This is a genomic window from Roseateles sp. DB2, from assembly GCF_051857535.1.
GTDB lineage: Bacteria > Pseudomonadota > Gammaproteobacteria > Burkholderiales > Burkholderiaceae_C > Roseateles_B.
The window spans coordinates 385180-405489 of sequence record NZ_JBPZGY010000003.1 but is presented as its reverse complement, the minus strand read 5'-3'; the positions used below and the strand labels follow the sequence as shown (position 1 = coordinate 405489).

Sequence of the window (20310 nt, the reverse complement as noted above, 5' to 3'; positions counted from 1 at the left end):
GCTCATGCGGCCCCCTCCACTGGCAGCGCATCGACCACCTCATCCCCAAGGTAAGCCTCACGCACGCCTGCGTGGGCGCGGACGTGCTCAGGCGAGCCGCTGGCGATCACCCGCCCGCCCACCAGCACCGAGATGCGCGTGGACAGGCGGAAGACGGCGTCCATGTCGTGCTCCACCAGCAGCAGGGTCATGTTCAGGCGCAGCAGCTGCAGCAGCTCCAGCATGCGTTCAGATTCATCCGGCCCCATGCCGGCCATGGGCTCGTCCAGCAGCAGCAGGCGCGGCTTGGCGGCCAGGGCCAGGCCGATCTCCAGCTGGCGCTGCTCGGCATGCGAGAGGCTGCCGGCGGCACGGTCCAGCTGGGCACTCAGGCCGACCTTCTGGGCCAGGGCCTCGGCCTCGGCCAGCACCACGATCTGGCTCTTGCGCGACTGCCACCACTGCCGCGCACCGCCCCGGCGGGTCTGCACGGCCAGCACGAGGTTGTCCAGCACGCTGCAGCGCCCGAAGATGCTGGTGATCTGGTGGCTGCGCACCAGACCGGCCTGCACGCGGGCGGCCATGTCGAAGGGGGCCAGGTCTTGCCCCCGGAAGCGGATGCTGCCGCTGTCCGGCCGCAGATTGCCGGCGATCTGGTGGATCAGCGTGGTCTTGCCCGCGCCGTTGGGGCCGATGAGGGCGTGGACCTCCCCCTCCATGACCTCGAAGCTGGCCTCGTCCGTGGCCCGCAGGGCGCCGAAGCGCTTGACCAGGTTTTGCACACGCAGGAGTTCAGCCATGGGCACCCTCCCCTCGCTGCGCCAGGCGAGCGCGCAGGCCCGCCAGCAGGCCGGCCAGCCCCTGGGGCGCGACCATCACCACCGTCAGCAGCAGCACGCCCAGGGCCATCTGCCAGTGCAGGGTGTAGGCCGACAGCAGCTCCTCCAGCAGCAGGAACACGGCGGCGCCCAGCGGGCCACCCCACAGTGCGCCCGCACCGCCCAGGATCACCATCACCATCAGCTGGCCGGATTGCGACCAGTGCAGCATCTGCGGGCTCACCAGTCCGTTGAGATTGGCCAGCAGCGCCCCAGCCAGGCCGGCCTGCGCCCCGGCCAGGATGAAGGCGCCGCACTGCAGGCCGAAGACGGGGGCGCCCAGGGCGCGCATGCGTCCCTCGTTCTCGCGCAGTCCCTGCAGCAGCAGCCCGAAGGGCGCGTTCAGCAGCCGCTGCAGCAGGCCCATGCACAAGGCGAAGCAGGCCAGCACGCAGAGGTAGAAGCTGTTGTCGTCCTTGAGGTCGACGCCCGGCAGCAGCGAGCGCTGCGGCAGGGGCAGGCCGTCATCTCCTCCATAAGCCTTGAGGGACACGGCCAGGTAATAGAACATCTGCGCAAAGGCCAGCGTGATCATGATGAAGTAGACCCCGCGGGTGCGCAGCGCCACCAGGGCCACGAGGCCCGACGCACAGGCGCTCACCGCCATGGCCAGCGGCCAGGCCACCAGGGCCTGCTGGCCCAGCCCGCCGCCATTCATCAGGGCGCCCACCGTGTAGCCGCCCAGGCCCATGAAGGCCGCATGGCCGAAGCTCACCAGGCCACCAAAGCCCAGGATGAGGTTGAGGCTGCTGGCGGCGATGGCGAAGATCAGCACCCGGGTGGCCACCCCGGTGTAGAACTCCAGGCCCAGCAGCTGCAGCAGCCAGGGCAAGGCCCCCAGGGCCAGCAGCAGCAAGACCTGACCCCATGGGCCCAGACCGGGATGATCCAGCCGCAAGGGCGTGGCCGAGGAAATGGAGGAGGCAGTCATTCAGCGCCGTGCGGGAAAAAGGCCTTGCGGGCGCCAGAACAGCACCGCGGCCATCAACACATAGATCAGGATGGAGGCCAGCGCCGGGCCTAGGCTGGAGGCCAGCTCGGGCGAGGCCAGGGCGCGCAGCGTCATGGGCAGCAGGGTGCGGCTGGCGGTGTCCACCAGCCCCACCAGTAAGGAGCCGATCAGCGCGCCGCGGATGGAGCCTATGCCGCCGATCACGATCACCACGAAGGCCAGGATCAGGATGCTCTCTCCCATGCCCACCTGCACCGCCAGCAGCGGGCCGAGCAGGCCGCCGGCCAGCGCGCACAGGGCGGCGCCCAGGCCGAAGACCAGGGTGAAGAGGCGTCGGATGTCCACGCCCAGGGCCTGGGCCATGGCCCGGTTGGAGGCCCCGGCGCGCACCCACATGCCCACCCGGGTGCGGGTGACGCCCCACCACAGGCCCAGCGCCACCAGCAGGCCCACGCCGATGATCAGCAGGCGGTAGGCCGGATAGAACAGGCCCGGCAGCAGTTCGACAGGCCCCGACAGCGCGGCCGGCGTGTTGAGCATCAAAGGCTGCTCGCCCCAGATCATGCGCACGCCCTCGTTGATCATCAGGATCAGCGCGAAGGTGGCCAGCACCTGCGAGAGATGGTCGCGTTGGTAGAGCCGCCGCAGCAGGCTCAGCTCCAGCAGCATGCCCAGCACCGCCGTGCCCGCCACCGCGGCCAGCAGGCCCAGCACGAAGCTGCCCGTGACCGCGCCCACCGCCGCCGCCAGGTAGGCGCCGACCATGTACAGCGAGCCATGCGCCAGGTTGATCATGTCCATGATGCCGAACACCAGGGTCAGCCCGGCCGCCAGCAGGAAGAGCATGAGCCCGAACTGCAGCCCGTTCAGCAACTGTTCAGCGATGAGTACGAGGTCCATCAGAGGCAGGCACGATCAAGAAGGTGTCCCCAGCGGGGATCGCGGGTCCAGCGCAGTTGGCAAGGAAAGATCCCCTTCCCCGAAGCCGGCCGCCCCGCACGGCGCATGAGGATCCGGCTCCGCCGGTCCTGCATGCGCGCCCCCTCGAGGGGGCCGGCGCAGCCGGCAGGGGGTGGGCCACATCACTTCATCTTGCAGAACGGCGCATAGGCATCCGCATGCTGACTGAAGATCTTGCCCAGGGTCTTGTTGGTGACCCGGCCCTGGGCGTCCTTGCCGATGATGCGCAGGTAGTAGTCCTGGATGGGGTACTGGTTGTTGTTGAACTTGAAGGCGCCACGCACCGAGGTGAAGTGCGCGGCCTTCAGGGCCTTGAGAAGGGCCGGCTTGTCCTCGATCCGGCCCTTCACGTCGGCCACGGCGCCGTCGATGAGCATGGCGGCGTCGTAGCCCTGGCTGGCATAGAGTGAAGGCAGGCGCCCGTACTCCTTCTGGAAGTCGGCCACGAACTGCTTGTTGGCGGCGTTGTCCATGTCATGGGCCCAGTGCGAGCTGTTGAACATGCCCAGCATGGGCTCGCCCACGGCCTTGATCACGTCCTCGTCGGCCGAGAAGCCGGGGCCGAAGAGCGTGATGTCGCGGGAGAGGCCGGCGCCGACGAACTGCTTGATGAAGTTGATGCCCATGCCACCGGGCAGGAAGATGTACAGGGCGTCCGGCTTGGCCGCGCGGGCCTGCGCCAGCTCGGCGGCGTAGTCCAGCTGGCCCAGCTTGGTGTAGATCTCATCGGCCACGGCGCCCTTGTAGAAGCGCTTGAAGCCGGTGATGGCGTCCTTGCCCGCGGGGTAGTTGGGAGCGATCAGCACGACCTTCTTGAAGCCCTTGTCCGTCACCACCTTGCCCACGGCCTCGTGCAGGTTGTCGTTCTGCCAGGCCACGTTGAAGAAGTAGGGGTTGCACTGCTCGCCCGCGTACTGCGAGGGGCCGGCATTGGCGGAGACATAAGGCGTCTTGCTGTCGAAGATGCCCGGGCCCACGGCCAGCATGATGTTGGAGAACACCACGCCGGTCATCACGTCCACCTTGTCGCGCTTGAGCAGACGGTCCGTGGCCTGCTTGGCGGTATCGGGGTTCTGCTGGTCGTCGGCGATCACGACCTCGGCCGGCAGGCCGCCCAGCTTGCCACCCTTGTGCTTGAGCGCCAGGTTGAAGCCGTCGCGGATGTCCACACCCAGGCCGGCTCCGGCGCCAGACAGGGTGCTGAGCATGCCGACCTTGATCTTGTCGGCGGCCTGCGCTGCCGGTGGCAGCGCCGTCAGCACCAGGGCGGCCAGGGCCGCGAAGGCGGGGGTCAGGTCTTGCTTTCGGAACAGGCGGGGCAGGCTCATGCGGGTCTCCATCCGGTCAATGTGGGGCAAGAAACGAGAGGGCGGGCCCGGTTCAGGGCTGGCGCAGCTTGAAGCGTTGCAGCTTGCCGGTCTCGGTGCGCGGCAGGCTGGGCAGGAACTCTATCGCACGGGGGTACTTGTAAGGCGCAATCGTCGCCTTGACGTAGTCCTGCAACTGGCGCACCAGTTCCGGGCCCGCCTCATGGCCGGGCCGCAGCACCACGAAGGCCTTGACGATCTGCCCGCGCTCCTCGTCCGGCTGGCCGATCACGCCGCACTCGGCCACGGCCGGGTGGGCCAGCAAGGCCGACTCCACCTCGGGCCCGGCGATGTTGTAGCCGCCGGAGATGATCATGTCGTCCGTCCGGGCCTGGTAGACGAAGTAGCCGTCGGCGTCCTGCAGATAGGCGTCGCCGGTGAGGTTCCAGCCCTTGAGCACGTAGTTGCGCTGGCGCTCGTCGTCCAGGTAGCGGCAGCCTGTCGGCCCCTTCACCGCCAGGCGGCCGACGGAGCCTGGTGGCAAGACCTGACCCTTCTCGTCCAGCACACAGGCCTGGTAGCCGGGCACGACACGCCCCGTGGCGCCCGGCCGGGCGCTGGACTCGTCGTGCGAGATGAAGATGTGCAGCATCTCGGTCGCCCCGATGCCATCGATCAGCTCGATGCCCGTGGCCTCTTTCCACAGGGCCCGCGTGGCCGCAGGCAGGGCCTCCCCGGCGCTGACGCATTTGCGCAGCGAGGAGAGATCATGCTGCCCCACCTGCCCTGCCATCGCCCGGTAGCTGGTGGGCGCGGTGAAGCAGACGGTGGCGCGGTGCTGGGCGATGGCGCCCAGCAGCACATCCGGCGTGGCCTTCTCCAGCAGCACGCTGGAGGCACCCACGCTCATGGGGAAGAGCACCAGCCCGCCCAGGCCGAAGGTGAAGGCCAGCGGCGGCGAGCCGATGAAGACATCCTCCGCCGTGGCCTTCAGGCAGTGCGGCGGCCAGCAGTGGCAGATGGCCATCACGTCCCGGTGGAAGTGCAGGGTTCCCTTGGGCTGGCCGGTGGTGCCGGAGGTGAAGGCGATGAGGCAGACATCGTCCGAGGCGGTGTCCACGTTCTGGAACTGCGCCGGCTTGGTCGCCGAGAGTGCCTCCAGCCCCTCGGCCGCCTCCGAGTGATAGTGCACGATGTGCTGGAGCACCGCATGCTCGGCCTGCGCCCTGGCCAGCTCCTCGCTCAGGGCCGCATCACACAGGGCATGCGTGACCTGCGCCTTGGCGACGATCTGACCCAGCTCCTTGGCCCGCAGCAGGGGCATGGTGGCCACCGCGATCGCACCGGCCTTCTGGATGGCGAACCAGCAGGCCGCCAGCATGGGCGAATTGCCGCCGCGCAGCAGCACGCGGTTGCCGGGCTGCACACCCATGTCCTGCACCAGCACATGGGCGATGCGATTGGCCTCGGCCTGCAGCTGGGCGTAGGTCCAGCGGTGGCGGGTGCCGATCAGGCAAGACCTGTCCCCCAGGCCCTTGTCCACCCAGGCGTCCAGCAGCGCGCTGGCGCAGTTGAGGCGCTCAGGGAACCGCAGCGCGGGCAGATCGAACAGCAGTTCGGGCCACTGCTCGGGTGGCGGCAGCCGGTCCCGGGCAAAGGTGTCGACGTGGGCACTGCGATGCATGGACGGTCTCCTCGTGTTCTGTATGGTCGTCCGTCAATCGGGGATGGGCCAGTCTTCAGCCGTTCTTGAGCAGGTCGCGGCCGATGATCAGCTGCTGCACCTCGCTGGCGCCTTCGTAAATGCGCAGCGCGCGGATCTCGCGGTAGAGGGACTCGACCACCTCCCCGCTGCGCACGCCGCGCCCGCCGTGCAGCTGCAGGGCAGCATCGATGACCTGCTGCGCCGTCTCGGTGGCCATCAGCTTGGCCATGGCGGCCTCGCGGGTGATGGTCTGCCCCTGGTCGCGCTGCCAGGCAGCGCGGTAGACCAGCAGGGCCGAGCTGTCCACGCCGCAGGCCATGTCCGCCAGCTTGGCCTGGGCCAGCGGCAGGTCCGCCAGATGGCCGCCGAACATGGGCCGGGACTGCGCCTGGCTCAGGCCCTCCTGCAGCGCCCGGCGGGCAAAGCCCAGCGCCGCGGCGGCCACCGAGGTGCGGAAGACGTCCAGGGTCCGCATGGCGATCTTGAAGCCCTCGCCGGGCGTGCCGATCAGCTGGCTGCGCGGGATGCGGCAGTTCGTGAAGCGCAACCGCGCCAGGGGATGCGGTGCGATCACCTCGATGCGCTCGGCAATCTCGAAGCCCGGCAGGCCGGCATCGACGATGAAGGCCGAGAGACCGCGCGAACCCGGCGCCTCGCCGGTGCGGGCGAAGAGCACGTAGAAATCGGCGATGCCGCCGTTGGAGATCCAGGTCTTCTCGCCGTTGATCACGTAGGCGTCGCCGTCGAGCACGGCGCTGCACTGCAGGGCGGCCACGTCCGAGCCAGCGTCCGGCTCCGAGAGTGCAAAAGCCGCCAGCGCCTCGCCGGCGGCCACACGCGGCAGGTAGCGTGCACGCTGCGCCTCCGTCCCTGCCAGCGAGATCGCCCCGCTGCCCAGCCCCTGCATCGCGAACGCGAAATCCGCGAGGCCGTGATGCCGCGCCAGCGTCTCGCGCAGCAGACAGATGGACCGCGTGTCGATCACCTCCGCCGCCCCGCCCAGGGCGGTGCCCGCGACCGCATGCCGCAACCAGCCGCCCTGCCCCAGCGCCTTCACCAGCGCCCGGCATTCGGCATCGACATCCGCCCCATGCCCCGCCTGCAGATGCTCCGCGCACCAGGCCGCCAGGCCCTGGGCCAACTCCCGATGCCGCGCCTCGAAAAAGGGCCAGGCCAGATGCCTCAACGCCGCACGATCGTCATTCATCACTCATCCTTTGCAGTCCACAACTCACCGCGTGGAGACCAAGGATCCGGCTGCGCCGGTCCTCTGGTCTGCCTTGCAGGCCGCGCCGGGCCCAATGGCCCGGCCCTTCGCCAGGCGAAGGGAGTCCACCGGACTCCCTTTGTCCCGGCTCAGCCCCCTTGAGGGAGGTGGCGGAGCCAGCAGGGGGTGGTCCATCAATCGCCTTCAAAGACGGGCCTCTGCTTGGCCACGAAGGCGTGATAGGCCCGATGGAAGTCCTGGGTCATCATGCAGATGGCCTGCGCCTGTGCCTCGGCCTCGATGGCCTCGTCCACGCCCATGCTCCATTCCTGGTGCAGCATGCGCTTGGTCATGGCATGGCCGAAGCTGGGGCCGGTGGCGATCTCCGCCGCCCAGGCCAGGGTGTGTTCCAGCAGGTCGTCCGGCTCGACCAGGCGGTTGTGAAAGCCCCATTGCAGCCCCTCTTCACCGCCCAGCGAGCGGCCGCTGTAGAGCAGGTCCGAGGCTCGCCCCTGGCCCACGATGCGCGGCAGGATGGCGCAGGCGCCCATGTCGCAGCCGGCCAGGCCCACGCGGGTGAAGAGGAAGGCCGTCTTGGAACGCGCCGTGGCCACGCGCAGGTCCGAGGCCATGGCCATGATGGCGCCCGCACCGGCACACACGCCGTCAATGGCCGCGAACACCGGCTGCGGGCAGGCGCGCATGGCCTTGACCAGGTCGCCTGTCATGCGGGTGAAGGCCAGCAGGTCGGGCATGCTCATCTGGGTCAGCGGGCCGATGATCTCGTGCACGTCACCGCCGGAGCAGAAGTTCTCGCCCGCGCCCTGCAGCACGATGGCCTTGACCTCGTCCACATAGCAGAGACTGCGGAACAGGTCGCGCAGCTCGGCATAGGAGTCGAAGGTCAGCGGGTTCTTGCGCTCGGGGCGGTTCAGCGTGATCAGGCCGACGGCGCCGCGCTGCTCCCAGCGGAAGTGCTGGGGGGCATAGCCGGCCAGGCTGATCTTGTTGCCGTTGGCCAGGTGGGAACTGATGGGTTTGCTCATGGGCTTCCTTTGCGGCGCGGGGCCGGACTCGGGGTGGACGCCTTGCCAGGCTTGCCAGGCTTGCCTGCCTTGGGGGCCGGGCGGGCCTGCTCCAGACCCGCCAGATGCAGTTTCAGATGGGCCAGCAGACCGTAGACCTCGCCCTTCTGCGCGGCATTCCAGCCGCCCAGCAGCTCGACCACCCAGGCCTCGTGCGTGGCGGCCATGCGCCGGAAGAGGCGGCGGCCAGAGGGCGTGAGGGTCACGGTGAAGGAGCGGCGGTCGCTGGCGTGGGGCTGGCGTTGTACCAGGGATTCGGCTTCAAGCTGGTCCACCACGCCGGTGACATTGCCGCCCGTCACCATCAGGCGCTGCGAGAGCTCGCGCATGCTGAGGCCTTCCGGGTGGCGCTCCAGCTGGGCCAGCAGGTCGAAGCGCGGCAGCGTGGTGTCGAACTGCTGGCGCAGGCGGTTGCGGATCTGGTCCTCGACGCGTGTGGTGCAGGCCAGCAGGCGCAGCCAGAGCTTGAGGGCCTGGTGATCGTCGTCGACCACGCGGGACTCGAGGTCCGGCCCCAGTTGCGCAGCCTCGCCAGCCGCATCGGCGGTCTGTGCCTCGGCAGGCAGGTCGCTGTGAGGGCGGCTCATGTCACGCACTCGCCACCGTCGATGGCCAGGGCCTGGCCGTTGATGCCGGCCGCGGCAGGGCTGGCCAGCATCAGCACCTGCAGGGCGACCTCCTCGGGCTGGATGAGACGCCCCTGCGGATTGGCGGCGGCCAGTTCGGCGCGGGCCTCCTCGACGCTGCGGCCGGTCTTGGCCTGGATGGTGGCCACGGCGCGCTGCACGATCTCCGTCTCGGTGTAGCCCGGGCAGACAGCATTGACGGTGACGCCCTTGCGCGCCACCTCAGCCGCCATCGCGCGGGTGAGTCCCAGCACGCCGTGCTTGGCCGCGCAGTAGGCCGCCACATAGGCATAGCCCTTCAGCGCTGCGGTGCTGGCCACGTTGATGATGCGACCATGCCGCGCGGCCAGCATGCCCGGCAGCACCTCGCGGCTGCAAAGAAAGGTGCCGGTGAGGTTGACCTGCAGCATCTGCTGGAACTGGGCCAGCGTGGTGCGGGTCAGGGGCGCCGTCTCCACCTGGCCGGCGTTGTTGACCAGGATGTCCACGGCCCCCATGCGCTCCACGACCCGGGCGAAGGCGGACTGCACGCTGGCCTCCTCGCCCACGTCGCAGACCTCCTGGTGCAGGCGTTCCAGCGCGTGCGGGGTCAGGTCTTGCGCGGCGGCGGCCAGGCGCTGTGCATCACGGCCCATCAGCGTCACGCGGGCCCCCGCGGCCAGCAGCTGCCGGGCCACGGCCAGGCCAATGCCGCTGCCGCCACCGGTCACCACGGCGTGGCGGTCGTGCAGGTCCAGTGAGGCGAGCGGTGCCTGCGTCATCTTCAGACTCCCATCGCGCGGTTGGCCTGCTCCAGCGCGGAGAGACCCGACCCCTGCGCCGCCTGGGCACGCTGGCGCTCGTACTCCTTCTCCAGCTGACCCTTGCCGGAGAGATAGGGCCGGGGCCAGTCCAGGCCCGGGCCGGCCACATAGCCGATCTTCGCGGCCTCGTGCAGGGTCCAGGCCGGATTGGCGAGGTGGGGCCGGGCCACGGCGCAGAGGTCCGCCCGGCCGGCCGCGATGATGCTGTTGACGTGGTCCGCCTCGCTGATGGCCCCCACGGCGATGGTGGCGATGCCCACGCGGTTGCGGATGCTCTCCGAGAAGGGCGTCTGCCACATGCGGCCGTACACCGGCTTCTCGGCCTTGCTGACCTGGCCCGAGGACACGTCGATCAGGTCGGCGCCTGCGGCCTTGAAGGCGGCGGCGACCTGCACCGCGTCTTCCGGCGTGATGCCGCCCTCGACCCAGTCATGGGCGGAGATGCGCACGGACATGGGCCGCTCCTGCGGCCACACCTCGCGCAGCGCCGTGAACACCTCCAGCGGGTAGCGCAGGCGGTTCTGCAGAGAGCCGCCGTAGTCGTCCGTGCGCTGATTGGTCAGCGGGGAGATGAAGCTCGACAGCAGGTAGCCGTGCGCGCAGTGCAGTTCCAGCCAGTCGAAGCCCGCGGCGGCGGCGCGACGGGCGGCGGCGATGAAGTCGTCGCGCGTGCGGTCCATGTCCTCGCGCGTCATGGCCCGGGACCAGGCGCTGACGCCGTCCAGGTACTGCTGGGGCGAGGCCGAGACCAGCGGCCAGGCGCCCTGCTCCAGCGGCTGGTCTATGCCCTCCCAGGCCCGGCGGGTCGCGCCCTTGGCGCCCGCATGGCCCAGCTGCATCGCCACCTTGGCGCTGCTGTGCTGGTGGATGTAGCGCACGATGCGGGTCCAGGCGGCCTGCTGCTCGTCGGTGTAGAGGCCCGGGCAGCCCGGGGTGATGCGGCCGTCGGCGCTGGGCGCGGTCATCTCGGCGAAGACCAGGCCGGCACCGCCCATGGCGCGGGCGCCCAGGTGCACCAGATGATGGTCGCCCGGTACGCCGTCCTCGCAGCTGTACTGGGCCATGGGGGAGACCACCACGCGGTTCTTGAGCGTCAGGTCGCGAAGCCGGAAGGGCGTGAACATGGGCGGCACGGCCTGCTTGGGCAACCCCGCGCGCTCGGCCAGCCAGGCCTCGTAGCTGCCGACATAGCTCGCGTCCCGCAGGCGCAGGTTCTCGTGCGAGATGCGCTGCGAGCGGGTCAGCAGCGAGTAGGCGAACTGCTCAGGCGGCAGCTGGGCATGGCGCTCGATGTTCTCGAACCACTCGGTGCTGTTGCGCGCGGCGTTCTGGATGCGCAGGACCTCGATGGAGCGGCTGGCCTGGTAGGCCTCCAGGGCACGATCCAGGTCGCCCTGCGCATCGCCGAGGTCGCGGGCCAGGGCGATGGCATCCTCGAAAGCCAGCTTGGTGCCAGAGCCGATGGAGAAGTGCGCGGTGTGGGCGGCGTCGCCCATCAGCACCACCGGCACGCCGTCCTCGCGGCGATGCACCCAGGTACGGCAGACCACGCGCGGAAAGCGGATCCACTGCGCCGAGCCGCGCAGGTGCGAGGCATTGGAGATGAGCTTGTGGCCGTCCAGCACCTTGGCAAAGAGCTGCTCGCAGAAGGCGATGCCCTGCTCCTTCTCCATGCGGTCCAGGCCCGCGGCCTGCCAGACGCTGTCCGGCGTCTCGACGATGAAGGTGCTGTGCGTGCCGTCGAACTGGTAGGCATGGGCCTGGAACCAGCCCCATTCGGTCTTCTGGAAATCGAAGGTGAAGGCCTCGAAGCGCTTCTCGGTGCCCAGCCAGACGAAGCGGCACTGGCGCAGGTCGATGTCCGGCTGGTAGGTCGCGGCGTACTTGCTGCGGATGCGGCTGTTGAGGCCGTCGCTGGCGATGATGAGGTCGGCCTCGATGCCTTCGTCGTCCGGCTGGTCGTGCTCGTAGACCAGCTCCACGCCCAGCTGCTCGCAGCGCGCCTGCAGGATGTTCAGCAGCTTCTTGCGGCCGATGCCGCAGAAGCCGTGACCGCTGGAGCGCATGGTGCGGCCCTGGATGTGGACGTCGATATCGTCCCAGTGATTGAAGGCGGTCAGGATCTCCTCGGCCGTCTGCGGATCAGCTTCGCGCAGGCCGGCGAGGGTCTGGTCCGAGAAGACCACACCCCAGCCGAAGGTGTCACCGGGCTTGTTGCGCTCCAGCACCCGCACCTGGTGGGCGGGGTTCTGCTTCTTCATCAGGAGGGCGAAATAGAGGCCCGCGGGGCCGCCGCCGATGCAGGTGATGCGCATGATGTCCCGTCGCCTTTCAAGCTGGTCTGCGACGCACTTTAGGCATCGATAGTTTAGGTGTCAATTATTTTTGGAATGTGCCAGACTACGGACATTCCCTGGCCTGACGCGGTTTCAAGCCGACGCTCCGCGCCCAGTGAAGCCTGTTGGAATTAACCGACACCACAGCCCTGCAAAGCCCCTTAAGGTGCGCGCCGTTGACGAAAGACGCCCATGAAAAAGCTTTGGGACATCTCCCCCCTGGTGCACCCTGACGCATCCATCTTCCCTGGCGACGAGCCCTACCGCCTGCAATGGACAGCGCGGCTCTCGCCCCAGTGCCCGGTGAACCTGAGCGCGCTGACGATGTCGCCCCACGTCGGGGCTCATGCCGATGCGCCGCTGCACTACGCCGACGAGGCCCCGGACATCGCCACGGTCGACCTGGACGCCTACCTGGGCCCCTGCCGCGTGATCCATGCCATCGGCTGCGGGCCACTGATCCGCGTGGAGCACCTGGCGCATGCGGCCGAGGGCCTGCCGCCCCGCGTGCTGGTGCGCACCTGCGAGAAGGCCGACACCACCTGGCGCGAGGACTTCACCGCCTACGCGCCGGAGACCGTGGCCTGGCTGGCCGATCGCGGCGTGCGCCTCATCGGCCTGGACACCCCCAGCGTGGACCCCGCCACCAGCAAGAGCCTGGACAGCCACCAGCAGTTGCTGCGCACTGATCTGCGCGTGCTGGAGAACCTGGTGCTGGACGAAGTCCCCGCGGGCGACTATGAACTGCTGGCCCTGCCGCTGAAGCTGGCCGGCGCCTGTGCCTCACCCGTGCGCGCGGTGCTGCGCGAACTCTGAAGGAGCTCTCTTGATGAAGCAAAGACAAGACTGCCAGGCCCTGGACGCGGCCGATGCCCTGCGCCCGCTGCGCGACCATTTCAAGCTGCCCGAGGGCGTGATCTACCTGGACGGCAACTCCCTGGGCGTGCTGCCCGCCGCCACCGAGGCGCGGGTGCAGCAGGTGATCCGCCAGGAATGGGGCACGGACCTCATCAAGAGCTGGAACACCGCCGGCTGGATGGAGCTGCCCCGGCGCATCGGCAACAAGATCGCCTGGCTGATCGGTGCCGGCGAGAACGAGGTGGTGGTGGCGGACTCCACCTCGCTCAACCTCTACAAGGTGCTGGCCGCGGCCCTGCGCATCGCCGCCGAGGACCACCCCGAGCGCCGCGTGATCCTCTCGGAACGCAGCAACTTCCCGACCGACCTCTACATCGCCGAGAGCCTGGCCGCCCAGCACGGCTGCACGCTCAAGCTCTTCGACCATGTGGATGAGCTGCCGGCCCTGATCAACAGCGAGCTGGCCGTGCTCATGCTCACCGAGGTGAACTACCGCACGGGCTACAAGCACGACATGGCCGGCCTGACCCGCCTGGCCCATGCCGCCGGCGCCCTGGTGATCTGGGACCTGGCCCATTCCGCTGGCGCCGTGCCCGTGGACCTCAAGGACGCGGATGCCGACTTCGCCATCGGCTGCGGCTACAAATACCTCAACGGCGGCCCCGGTGCGCCGGCCTTTGTGTGGGCCCATCCGCGCCACGTGGACCGCTTCTGGCAGCCGCTGTCAGGCTGGCTGGGCCATGCCGCCCCCTTCCAGTTCACGCCCAACTACACGCCCGCGCCGGGCATCACCCGCTACATCTGCGGCACGCCGGCCATCCTCTCCACCGCCGCGCTGGAATGCGGCGTGGACGTCTTCCTGGCCAGCGAGCCCCTGGGCGGCATGCCCGCCCTGCGCCGCAAGTCCATCGCCCTGACCGAGCTCTTCATCGAATTGGTCGAGACCCGCTGCGGCATCAAGGCATCAGGGGCCCAGGGCCAGTTCCGCGACCTGGGCGTGCGCCTGGCCTCGCCGCGCGATGCGGCCCACCGCGGCAGCCAGGTCTGCCTGAGCCTGGAGGCCCCGCTGCACGAGGCGGGCTATGCGGTGGTCCAGGCCCTCATCGCGCGCGGCGTGATCGGGGACTTCCGCGCCGGGGACCCCAAGCGCCTCGCCGAGGTCCCGCACATCCTGCGCTTCGGCTTCACCCCGCTGTACATCGGCTTCACCGAAGTCTTCGATGCCGTCGAGCACCTGCGCCAGGTCCTCGCCAGCGGCGAATGGAAGCAGTCCCAGTTCAACCAGAAAGCGGCCGTGACATGACCTGCCCCCACCACTCCCCCTCCGACAGCGCCAACGCCACGGGCAGCGGCAGCACCGGTGAAGCCATCGTCCACGAGGAAGGCGCGCAGCTCGATTTCTCCTCGGACATGAGTTATGGCGACTACCTGAAGCTGGACCAGGTGCTCGCCGCCCAGCATCCGCTCTCGCCGGACCACAACGAGATGCTCTTCATCGTGCAGCACCAGACCTCGGAGCTGTGGATGAAGCTGATGCTGCACGAGCTGCAGGCCGCCGTGCGCTGCGTGCATGAGGACGCCCTGCCCGAGGCCTTCAAGATGCTGGCGCGGGTGTCGCGGGTGATGGAGCAGCTGGTCCACGCCTGGGACGTGCTGGCCACCATGACACCGCCCGAGTACACGGCCATCCGGCCCTATCTCTCCAACAGCAGCGGCTTCCAGAGCTGGCAGTACCGCCAGATCGAATTCATGATGGGCAACAAGAACGCGGCCATGCTGCGCCCGCACGCCCATCGGCCAGACCTGCTGGCCGCCGTCGAGAAGGCATTCACCTCGCCCTCCCTGTACGACGAGGTGCTGCGCCTCATGGCCCGCCGCGGCATCGCCGTGCCCGCCAGCCACACGGAGCGTGACTGGACACAGCCCTATGCCGCCAGCGAGGCCGTCAAGGCGGCCTGGCTGCAGGTCTACCGCGATCCCAAGGCGCACTGGGACCTCTACCAGATGGGTGAGGAGCTGGTCGACATGGAAGACGCCTTCCGCCTCTGGCGCTTCCGACACGTGACCACGGTGGAGCGGGTGATCGGCTTCAAGCGCGGCACCGGTGGCACGGGCGGCGTCAGCTATCTGCGCAAGATGCTGGACACTGTGCTCTTCCCCGAGCTATGGGCCTTGCGGACCGAGCTTTGAGCGCCGGGGCTGGGGCGTCATTCGCCGCCCCGGCTGGCCATTGATCCGCCAGACGGGCCATTCGCCGCAGGAGGGCGGCATGCGCAAGCGCCCACAGGCACATTGCGTTCATCCACCAAGGAGGAACGCCCCATGAGCCCCAAGACCCTCTCCCTGCTGATCAGCGCAGTCTGCACCCTGGCAGGCCTTGCGAGTGGCCTGGCCCCTGCACGCGCCGACGCTGAGTCAGTCGTCGTCAGCATGAAGGCCTCAACCCCCGCGACGGGCTATGCCGCGGCTGCCTTCTCGTCCATTCAGCGCCGGCCTGCCCAGGGATGAAGCGCCGCGCCAGGGCGCCGTTCCAGCCGGCCGATCCGTGCGCATTCCGGCCGCTTGCCGCAGATACGAAGGGCGTTTCGCCCCTGACGAATAGCCGGCGGCTGGCATATCTCTAGAATGCTTGGCTTTCGCGGTGTGCACGACCTGCGCGCCGAGGAATCCCTTCTCGCGCCATCCAGGACCGGCCCATGACGCCGGTCCAGCCTCCGGAGACAGCCATGGACACCCGCACTTCCGAGATCAGCCTGCGCATCGCGCGCGTTCGAGACGAACTCCGCGCAGCCGGCGCCCACGCCCTGCTGGTGCCCTCGGCCGATCCGCATCTTTCCGAATACCTGCCGGAGCGCTGGCAAGCCCGGCAGTGGCTGTCAGGCTTCACGGGTTCCGTCGCCACCCTGGTGATCGGCCTGGACCGTGCCGCACTGTTCGCCGACAGCCGCTACTGGACGCAGGCCGAGGTCGAGCTCGCCGGCACCGGCATCGAGCTGGTCAAGGTCATGAGCGCCGTGTCCCCAGACTTCATGCACTGGATCGGCAACGTCCTGCAGGCCGGACAGACCCTGGCAGTGGACGGGCAGGTGCTGGGCCTGGGCCTGGCGCACCAGCTCCGTGGGCTGCTGGGGGCCAAGGGCATCCAGGTGTCCACAGGCCATGACATCCTGCAGGCGGTCTGGACCGACCGCCCCGGCCTGCCTGCGGCCCCGGTCTATGAGCACCTGCCGCCTCAGGCCACCGTGAGCCGCGCCGCCAAGCTGGCCGATGTCCGCGCCGCCATGGCTCGCCACGGTGCCAGCCACCACTTCATCTCCAGCGTTGACGACGTGGCCTGGCTCTTCAACCTGCGCGGCAGCGACGTGGAGTGCAACCCTGTCTTCATCGCCCACGCGCTGCTGGACGCGACGCAGGCCACGATCTTCATCGCCGACGGCAAGATCCCCGCCGAGGTGGCCGCCCGCCTGGCCGCGGACGGCGTGCAGTTGCGTCGCTACGAGGACGCTGCGAGCGCGCTGCGCGCTCTGCCGGCCAGTGCCGTGGTGCTGATGGACCCGCGCCGCGTCACCCTGGGCCTGCGCGAGGCCGTGCCCAGCGCCTGTGCCGTGGTCGAGGCCATCAATCCCAGTACCCTGTTCAAGAGCCGCAAGACCGAGGCCGAAGCCGCCTTCGTGCGCGAGTGCATGGAGCAGGACGGCGCCGCCATGTGCGAGTTCTACGCCTGGTTCGAGCAGGCGCTGGGCCGCGAGCGCATCACCGAACTCACCATCGACGAGCGCCTCAGCGCCGAGCGCGCCAAGCGCCCGGGCTTCGTGGGCCTGAGCTTCTCGACCATCGCCGGCTTCAATGCCAATGGCGCCCTGCCCCATTACCGCGCCACACCCGCCGCCCATGCGGTGATCGAGGGCAAGGGCCTGCTGCTGATCGACTCCGGCGGGCAGTACCTGGGCGGCACCACCGACATCACCCGCGTCTGGCCCATCGGGGAGGTCAGCGCCGCCCAGAAGCGGGACTACACCCTGGTGCTCAAGGGCACGATCGCGCTCTCTCGCACCGTGTTCCCCCGCGGCACCCTGGGCCCCATGCTGGACGCCATCGCCCGCGCGCCGATGTGGGTGCATGGCCTTGATTACGGCCATGGCACCGGCCACGGCGTGGGCTACTTCATGAACGTGCACGAGGGCCCGCAGAACATCTCCAAGGCCCTGCCTGACCCCAATATGGCGATGGAGCTCGGCATGATCACCTCCATCGAGCCCGGACTCTACCGCCCCGGCCAGTGGGGCGTGCGTATCGAGAACCTGGTGCTGAACGTGCCGTGGGCCACGCAGGAGCATGGCGCCTTTGGCGAGATGCTGGCCTTCGAGACCCTGACGCTCTGTCCCATTGACACCCGCTGCATCGACACCAGTCTGCTCAGTGCTGAGGAAACGGACTGGTTGAACCGCTACCACGCCGAGGTACGCCGCCGTCTGAGCCCGCTGATCCAGGGCCCGGCCCTGGCCTGGCTGCTGGCCCGCACCGAGCCCATCTGAATCGCCGTAAGCGCCGGCTGGCGCCCGTGACTACGCGACTTCCGGGTCGCGTTTTTCATGCGCACCTCAGGACACCGGCACTGGAAGCGCGTCTACCCATGGCCTAAATTCAGACCAGCCCTGCTCCATGCACCGCAGGGCAGGAGCGCATCATGACCAGCAAGTCCCTGCATGAGTTCTCCGACAGCGGCCTGCACACGGCGCTGCTGGTGGTCCTGTTGCTGATGGCTGTGGTGGGCATCGTCGACGCCCTCTTCTTCACGCCGGAAGGCCGGACACCGGTGATCTGGCGGCTCGAGACAGTGGTGGTGGACGGCAAGGCCACACCGCGCTGAACCATCCCCACGGGCGCAGAGGAATTCTGGGCCAGCAGGGCTTGCCGTGCCGCGTCGGATGACGCGGCCGGCCCGGCTCACATCTGCCGGAAAAGATGCAGATAGCTGCGACTGACCGGCAATACCTCGTTGCGCTTCTTCAGATGCAGGTCCGCCGTCTCATTGGGGCCGCGCGTCACGTGGCTGATGGCGTGCAGATTGACGACCACGGAGCGGTGCACCTGCACGAAATACTGAGGATCGAGCTGCTCGATCAGCTCCCGGATCGGTGTGCGGATCAATGCCTCGCCTTCTTCCCACACCACCAAGGTGTATTTCTCGTCCGAGCGCATGAAGAGGATCTGCTCGACCGGAATGAGGCGCAGGGTGCTGCCCACGGACGCGCGGATCCACTGGAGATAAGCCCCCCCCGGGGTCGCGCTGCGCACGCTGCCCAAGGGCAGGCCACTGCCATGGGCCAGGCGCTGCGCCAGTTGCTCTATCACGGCATCCAGGCCCGCGGGTCCGGGGGCCTGCCCCGCGCGCTGCAGGCGTAGGCGATCTTGCAGCCTTTGCACGGTATCCTCCAGGCGCACCGGATCCACGGGCTTGACCACGTAGTCCAGGGCCCCCTGCTCGAAGGCCTGCACCGCATACTGCTCATAGGCTGTGACGAAGACCAGTTGCGCACGCCGGCCGATCTGGCGTGCCGCCTCGACGCCATTGATGCCAGGCATGTGCACGTCCAGAAAGACGATGTCCGGCGCATGGATCTCGAAGAGTTCCACGGCTTCACGGCCATTGCGGGCGGTGGCCACCACCGTCAGCTCGGGCCAGTGCTGCTGCAGGGCCCGACCGAGGCTTTCGCGCAGCAGGGGTTCGTCGTCGGCGATCAGGGCAGTGGCTGCAATCATGGGCTGAACTGGATCTGGGCACGCAGGCCGTGGGGCTGATTCTCGGCCAAATCCAGGGAGGCCGAGGGCCCGTAGAACACCTGCAGGCGCTCGCGCAGATTGCGCAGTCCGGTGCCCGTGCCCATGGACTGCGCCAGGCCGACACCGGTGTCGCTGACCAGCAGCACGACGCCCGCGCCCTGGCGTTCGCCACTGATCACGATGAGGCCCCCTTCCTCGCTGGGGTCTATGCCATGGCGCACCGCGTTCTCCACCAGGGTCAGCAGGGCCATGGGCGGAAAGCGCAGACTGTGCAGCCCGGCGGGCACCTCGATGCTGAAGCGCAGACGGTCCGGCATGCGCAGGTGCATCAGGTCCAGATAGGCCCGCACCAAGCTCAGTTCATCGCCCAGCGTGGCCAGCTCGTCATGCAGGCGGGGCATTGCCGCGCGCAGGTAGGCAATGAGGCTGTGCAGCACCGGTGCGGCCTGCGGCGAGCCGGTCTCCACCAGGGCGCGTACATTGGCCAAGGTGTTGAAGAGGAAATGCGGCTCGATCTGGGCCTGCAACAGGCGCAGGCGCACGTCCAGAGCCCGTCGCTCCAGTTCGCTGCGCTCGAGCTCGAATCGCAGGGCCTGCGAGCGCGCCTCGGCATCACGCTGCCGGTAGAGCGCACCCAGCGCGATCAAGGGGCCCAGCAGCAGGCCGGAACCGACGATCCACTGGAAGCCCAGGATGCGGCCTTCGCTCTGCAGCAGGCGGTCCACGTCGCCCCCCACCGCCGCAAGGTACACGATGGCGGTGCCCACCGGCACGGCCAGCACCACCACCAACACCTGCAGCAGCCAACGCTCGATCCAGCGCGGCAGCCGCCTGGGCCATTGCCCCGCCGCCAGGAAGGCGATCAGCGCCAGGATGGCGACGAACAGCGTCCTGCCCAGCAGGACCGGGAAGGGCGTGATGAAGATGGAATTGAGGAAGCCGGCGGCGACGGCGCCTAGGGCCAGGGCGACCCCGACGCGGCGCGGATTGAGTTCGGCAAAGAACGCACGCCGGGCTTCAGCGTGGCTGGGCACGGGCGGGCTGGTCATCTTCTCCGATTGCATGGAGCGAGACGATAGCCGCCCGACACGCCCTCACCAAGGCACCGGCCCCAAGGAGGCGATGAGCGACGGTATGGCAAGCCTGAAATACGCCCGCCACGCTCGATGACGGCACTCGGCCTGTGGATGTGTGTCCGGACGTGTGCCGCCTGCTCAGGCCACCAGCGCGCCGCAGGGGCGTTGCAAGGAACGGCTGCTCACGGCGCGCTGTCCTTCGCGCACGGCATGGCGCAAGGCCTCGGCCGGCGATGGCCAGCCGTAGCCGCCCGCCATGTTTTCGTCCCTGAAGACCTCCTGATGCGGCCGCCCCTGCTCAAGGCGCATTACCACCACCGCAGCCACGTAGCCGTAGGCACGCGTGCGCTCGATGGCGCCCGCATAGATTCGGTAGTTCCCATAATCGATTTCCTTGAAATGCATGACCCACTCCATCACAGCCCAGGCGGCAGGCTGCAGAACGGACTGTCCTCTCATGCCGTGGCCAGAGTGGGACTCTTTCGGGGGCCCCCGAAAGTGGGATGCCCAGGCGCCACACGTACAGACGCCCGAGGTCAGGGACAGCGGGCCCATGCGACGACGCAGGCCGTCAGGCGCCTGCGGCTGCCTTCGTTCTGCCACAGCTCGTGCAGGAACTGCACGCGCTTGAACTATCTGTCGACAAAGAGCTAGCTGGCGGTATCCGTGCCGTCCAGCTTCGGGACATCAGGCCAAAGGCCGCAAGCGAGACCGACGACCTCACAGAGGCGTCAAAGCTGCTTGGGCATACCAA

Annotated in this window: 19 protein-coding genes; 6 read left to right on the top strand and 13 right to left on the bottom strand. The window is 68.7% G+C overall.

Going from position 1 to position 20310, the window contains the following annotated elements; genetic code table 11:
• Positions 1-2 precede the first annotated feature (2 nt).
• From ACS5PK_RS06860 to ACS5PK_RS06815, 10 genes are all read right to left on the bottom strand, one after another.
• The gene (locus tag ACS5PK_RS06860) at positions 3-779 is read right to left on the bottom strand and encodes an ABC transporter ATP-binding protein (RefSeq protein ID WP_439439485.1); all 777 of its coding nucleotides are present in this window, start codon (positions 777-779) and stop codon (positions 3-5) included.
• Positions 772-1788 carry a branched-chain amino acid ABC transporter permease gene (locus ACS5PK_RS06855; protein ID WP_439439484.1) on the bottom strand — a complete coding sequence of 339 codons (1017 nt, stop codon included), beginning with the start codon at positions 1786-1788 and terminating at the stop codon, positions 772-774. Before ACS5PK_RS06855 ends, ACS5PK_RS06860 begins: the two co-directional genes overlap by 8 nt.
• On the bottom strand, positions 1789-2709 hold the full coding sequence (locus tag ACS5PK_RS06850) for a branched-chain amino acid ABC transporter permease (RefSeq protein ID WP_439439483.1): 921 nt from the start codon (positions 2707-2709) through the stop codon (positions 1789-1791). It abuts the gene before it with no gap.
• Positions 2710-2891: 182 nt separating this feature from the next.
• Positions 2892-4097, bottom strand: coding sequence for an ABC transporter substrate-binding protein (locus ACS5PK_RS06845; protein WP_439439482.1), 1206 nt, complete (start codon positions 4095-4097; stop codon positions 2892-2894).
• 52 nt (positions 4098-4149) lie between these two features.
• Positions 4150-5760, bottom strand: a complete 1611-nt coding sequence (locus tag ACS5PK_RS06840; RefSeq protein WP_439439481.1) for an AMP-binding protein — start codon at positions 5758-5760, stop codon at positions 4150-4152.
• Positions 5761-5815: 55 nt separating this feature from the next.
• Complete coding sequence (locus ACS5PK_RS06835) at positions 5816-6988, bottom strand: acyl-CoA dehydrogenase family protein (RefSeq protein WP_439439480.1); 1173 nt, start codon at positions 6986-6988, stop codon at positions 5816-5818.
• 194 nt (positions 6989-7182) lie between these two features.
• Positions 7183-8034, bottom strand: coding sequence for an enoyl-CoA hydratase family protein (locus tag ACS5PK_RS06830; protein WP_439439479.1), 852 nt, complete (start codon positions 8032-8034; stop codon positions 7183-7185).
• Positions 8031-8660 (bottom strand): MarR family winged helix-turn-helix transcriptional regulator, encoded by a 630-nt coding sequence (locus ACS5PK_RS06825; RefSeq protein ID WP_439439478.1) that lies wholly within the window; start codon positions 8658-8660, stop codon positions 8031-8033. Before ACS5PK_RS06825 ends, ACS5PK_RS06830 begins: the two co-directional genes overlap by 4 nt.
• Complete coding sequence (locus tag ACS5PK_RS06820) at positions 8657-9460, bottom strand: SDR family NAD(P)-dependent oxidoreductase (protein ID WP_439439477.1); 804 nt, start codon at positions 9458-9460, stop codon at positions 8657-8659. Before ACS5PK_RS06820 ends, ACS5PK_RS06825 begins: the two co-directional genes overlap by 4 nt.
• Positions 9461-9462: 2 nt before the next feature.
• Positions 9463-11817, bottom strand: a complete 2355-nt coding sequence (locus tag ACS5PK_RS06815; protein WP_439439476.1) for a bifunctional salicylyl-CoA 5-hydroxylase/oxidoreductase — start codon at positions 11815-11817, stop codon at positions 9463-9465.
• Between the two features lie 213 nt (positions 11818-12030).
• On the opposite strand from ACS5PK_RS06815, the gene kynB reads away from it, so the two are divergent.
• The 6 genes from kynB (at position 12031) to ACS5PK_RS06785 (ending at position 17566) form a co-directional block, all read left to right on the top strand.
• On the top strand, positions 12031-12654 hold the full coding sequence (gene kynB / locus ACS5PK_RS06810) for an arylformamidase (RefSeq protein ID WP_439439475.1): 624 nt from the start codon (positions 12031-12033) through the stop codon (positions 12652-12654).
• A 13-nt stretch (positions 12655-12667) separates the two neighbouring features.
• Positions 12668-13999, top strand: a complete 1332-nt coding sequence (gene kynU / locus ACS5PK_RS06805) for a kynureninase (protein ID WP_439439474.1) — start codon at positions 12668-12670, stop codon at positions 13997-13999.
• On the top strand, positions 13996-14886 hold the full coding sequence (gene kynA, locus ACS5PK_RS06800; RefSeq protein ID WP_439439473.1) for a tryptophan 2,3-dioxygenase: 891 nt from the start codon (positions 13996-13998) through the stop codon (positions 14884-14886). The genes kynU and kynA overlap by 4 nt, the downstream gene beginning before the upstream one ends.
• 132 nt (positions 14887-15018) lie before the next feature.
• The gene (locus tag ACS5PK_RS06795) at positions 15019-15204 is read left to right on the top strand and encodes a hypothetical protein (RefSeq protein WP_439439472.1); all 186 of its coding nucleotides are present in this window, start codon (positions 15019-15021) and stop codon (positions 15202-15204) included.
• Positions 15205-15422: 218 nt separating this feature from the next.
• Positions 15423-17231: an aminopeptidase P family protein gene (locus ACS5PK_RS06790; RefSeq protein ID WP_439439471.1), complete on the top strand. Its 1809-nt coding sequence runs from the start codon at positions 15423-15425 to the stop codon at positions 17229-17231.
• 152 nt (positions 17232-17383) lie between these two features.
• The gene (locus ACS5PK_RS06785) at positions 17384-17566 is read left to right on the top strand and encodes a hypothetical protein (RefSeq protein ID WP_439439470.1); all 183 of its coding nucleotides are present in this window, start codon (positions 17384-17386) and stop codon (positions 17564-17566) included.
• Between the two features lie 77 nt (positions 17567-17643).
• Here the strand turns inward: ACS5PK_RS06785 and ACS5PK_RS06780 are convergent, their stop codons facing one another.
• The 3 genes from ACS5PK_RS06780 to ACS5PK_RS06770 form a co-directional block, all read right to left on the bottom strand.
• Positions 17644-18459 carry a LytR/AlgR family response regulator transcription factor gene (locus tag ACS5PK_RS06780; RefSeq protein ID WP_439439469.1) on the bottom strand — a complete coding sequence of 272 codons (816 nt, stop codon included), beginning with the start codon at positions 18457-18459 and terminating at the stop codon, positions 17644-17646.
• On the bottom strand, positions 18456-19529 hold the full coding sequence (locus tag ACS5PK_RS06775) for a sensor histidine kinase (RefSeq protein WP_439439468.1): 1074 nt from the start codon (positions 19527-19529) through the stop codon (positions 18456-18458). Before ACS5PK_RS06775 ends, ACS5PK_RS06780 begins: the two co-directional genes overlap by 4 nt.
• Before the next feature lie 165 nt (positions 19530-19694).
• Positions 19695-19961, bottom strand: coding sequence for a hypothetical protein (locus ACS5PK_RS06770; protein WP_439439467.1), 267 nt, complete (start codon positions 19959-19961; stop codon positions 19695-19697).
• Between the last annotated feature and the right edge of the window lie 349 nt (positions 19962-20310).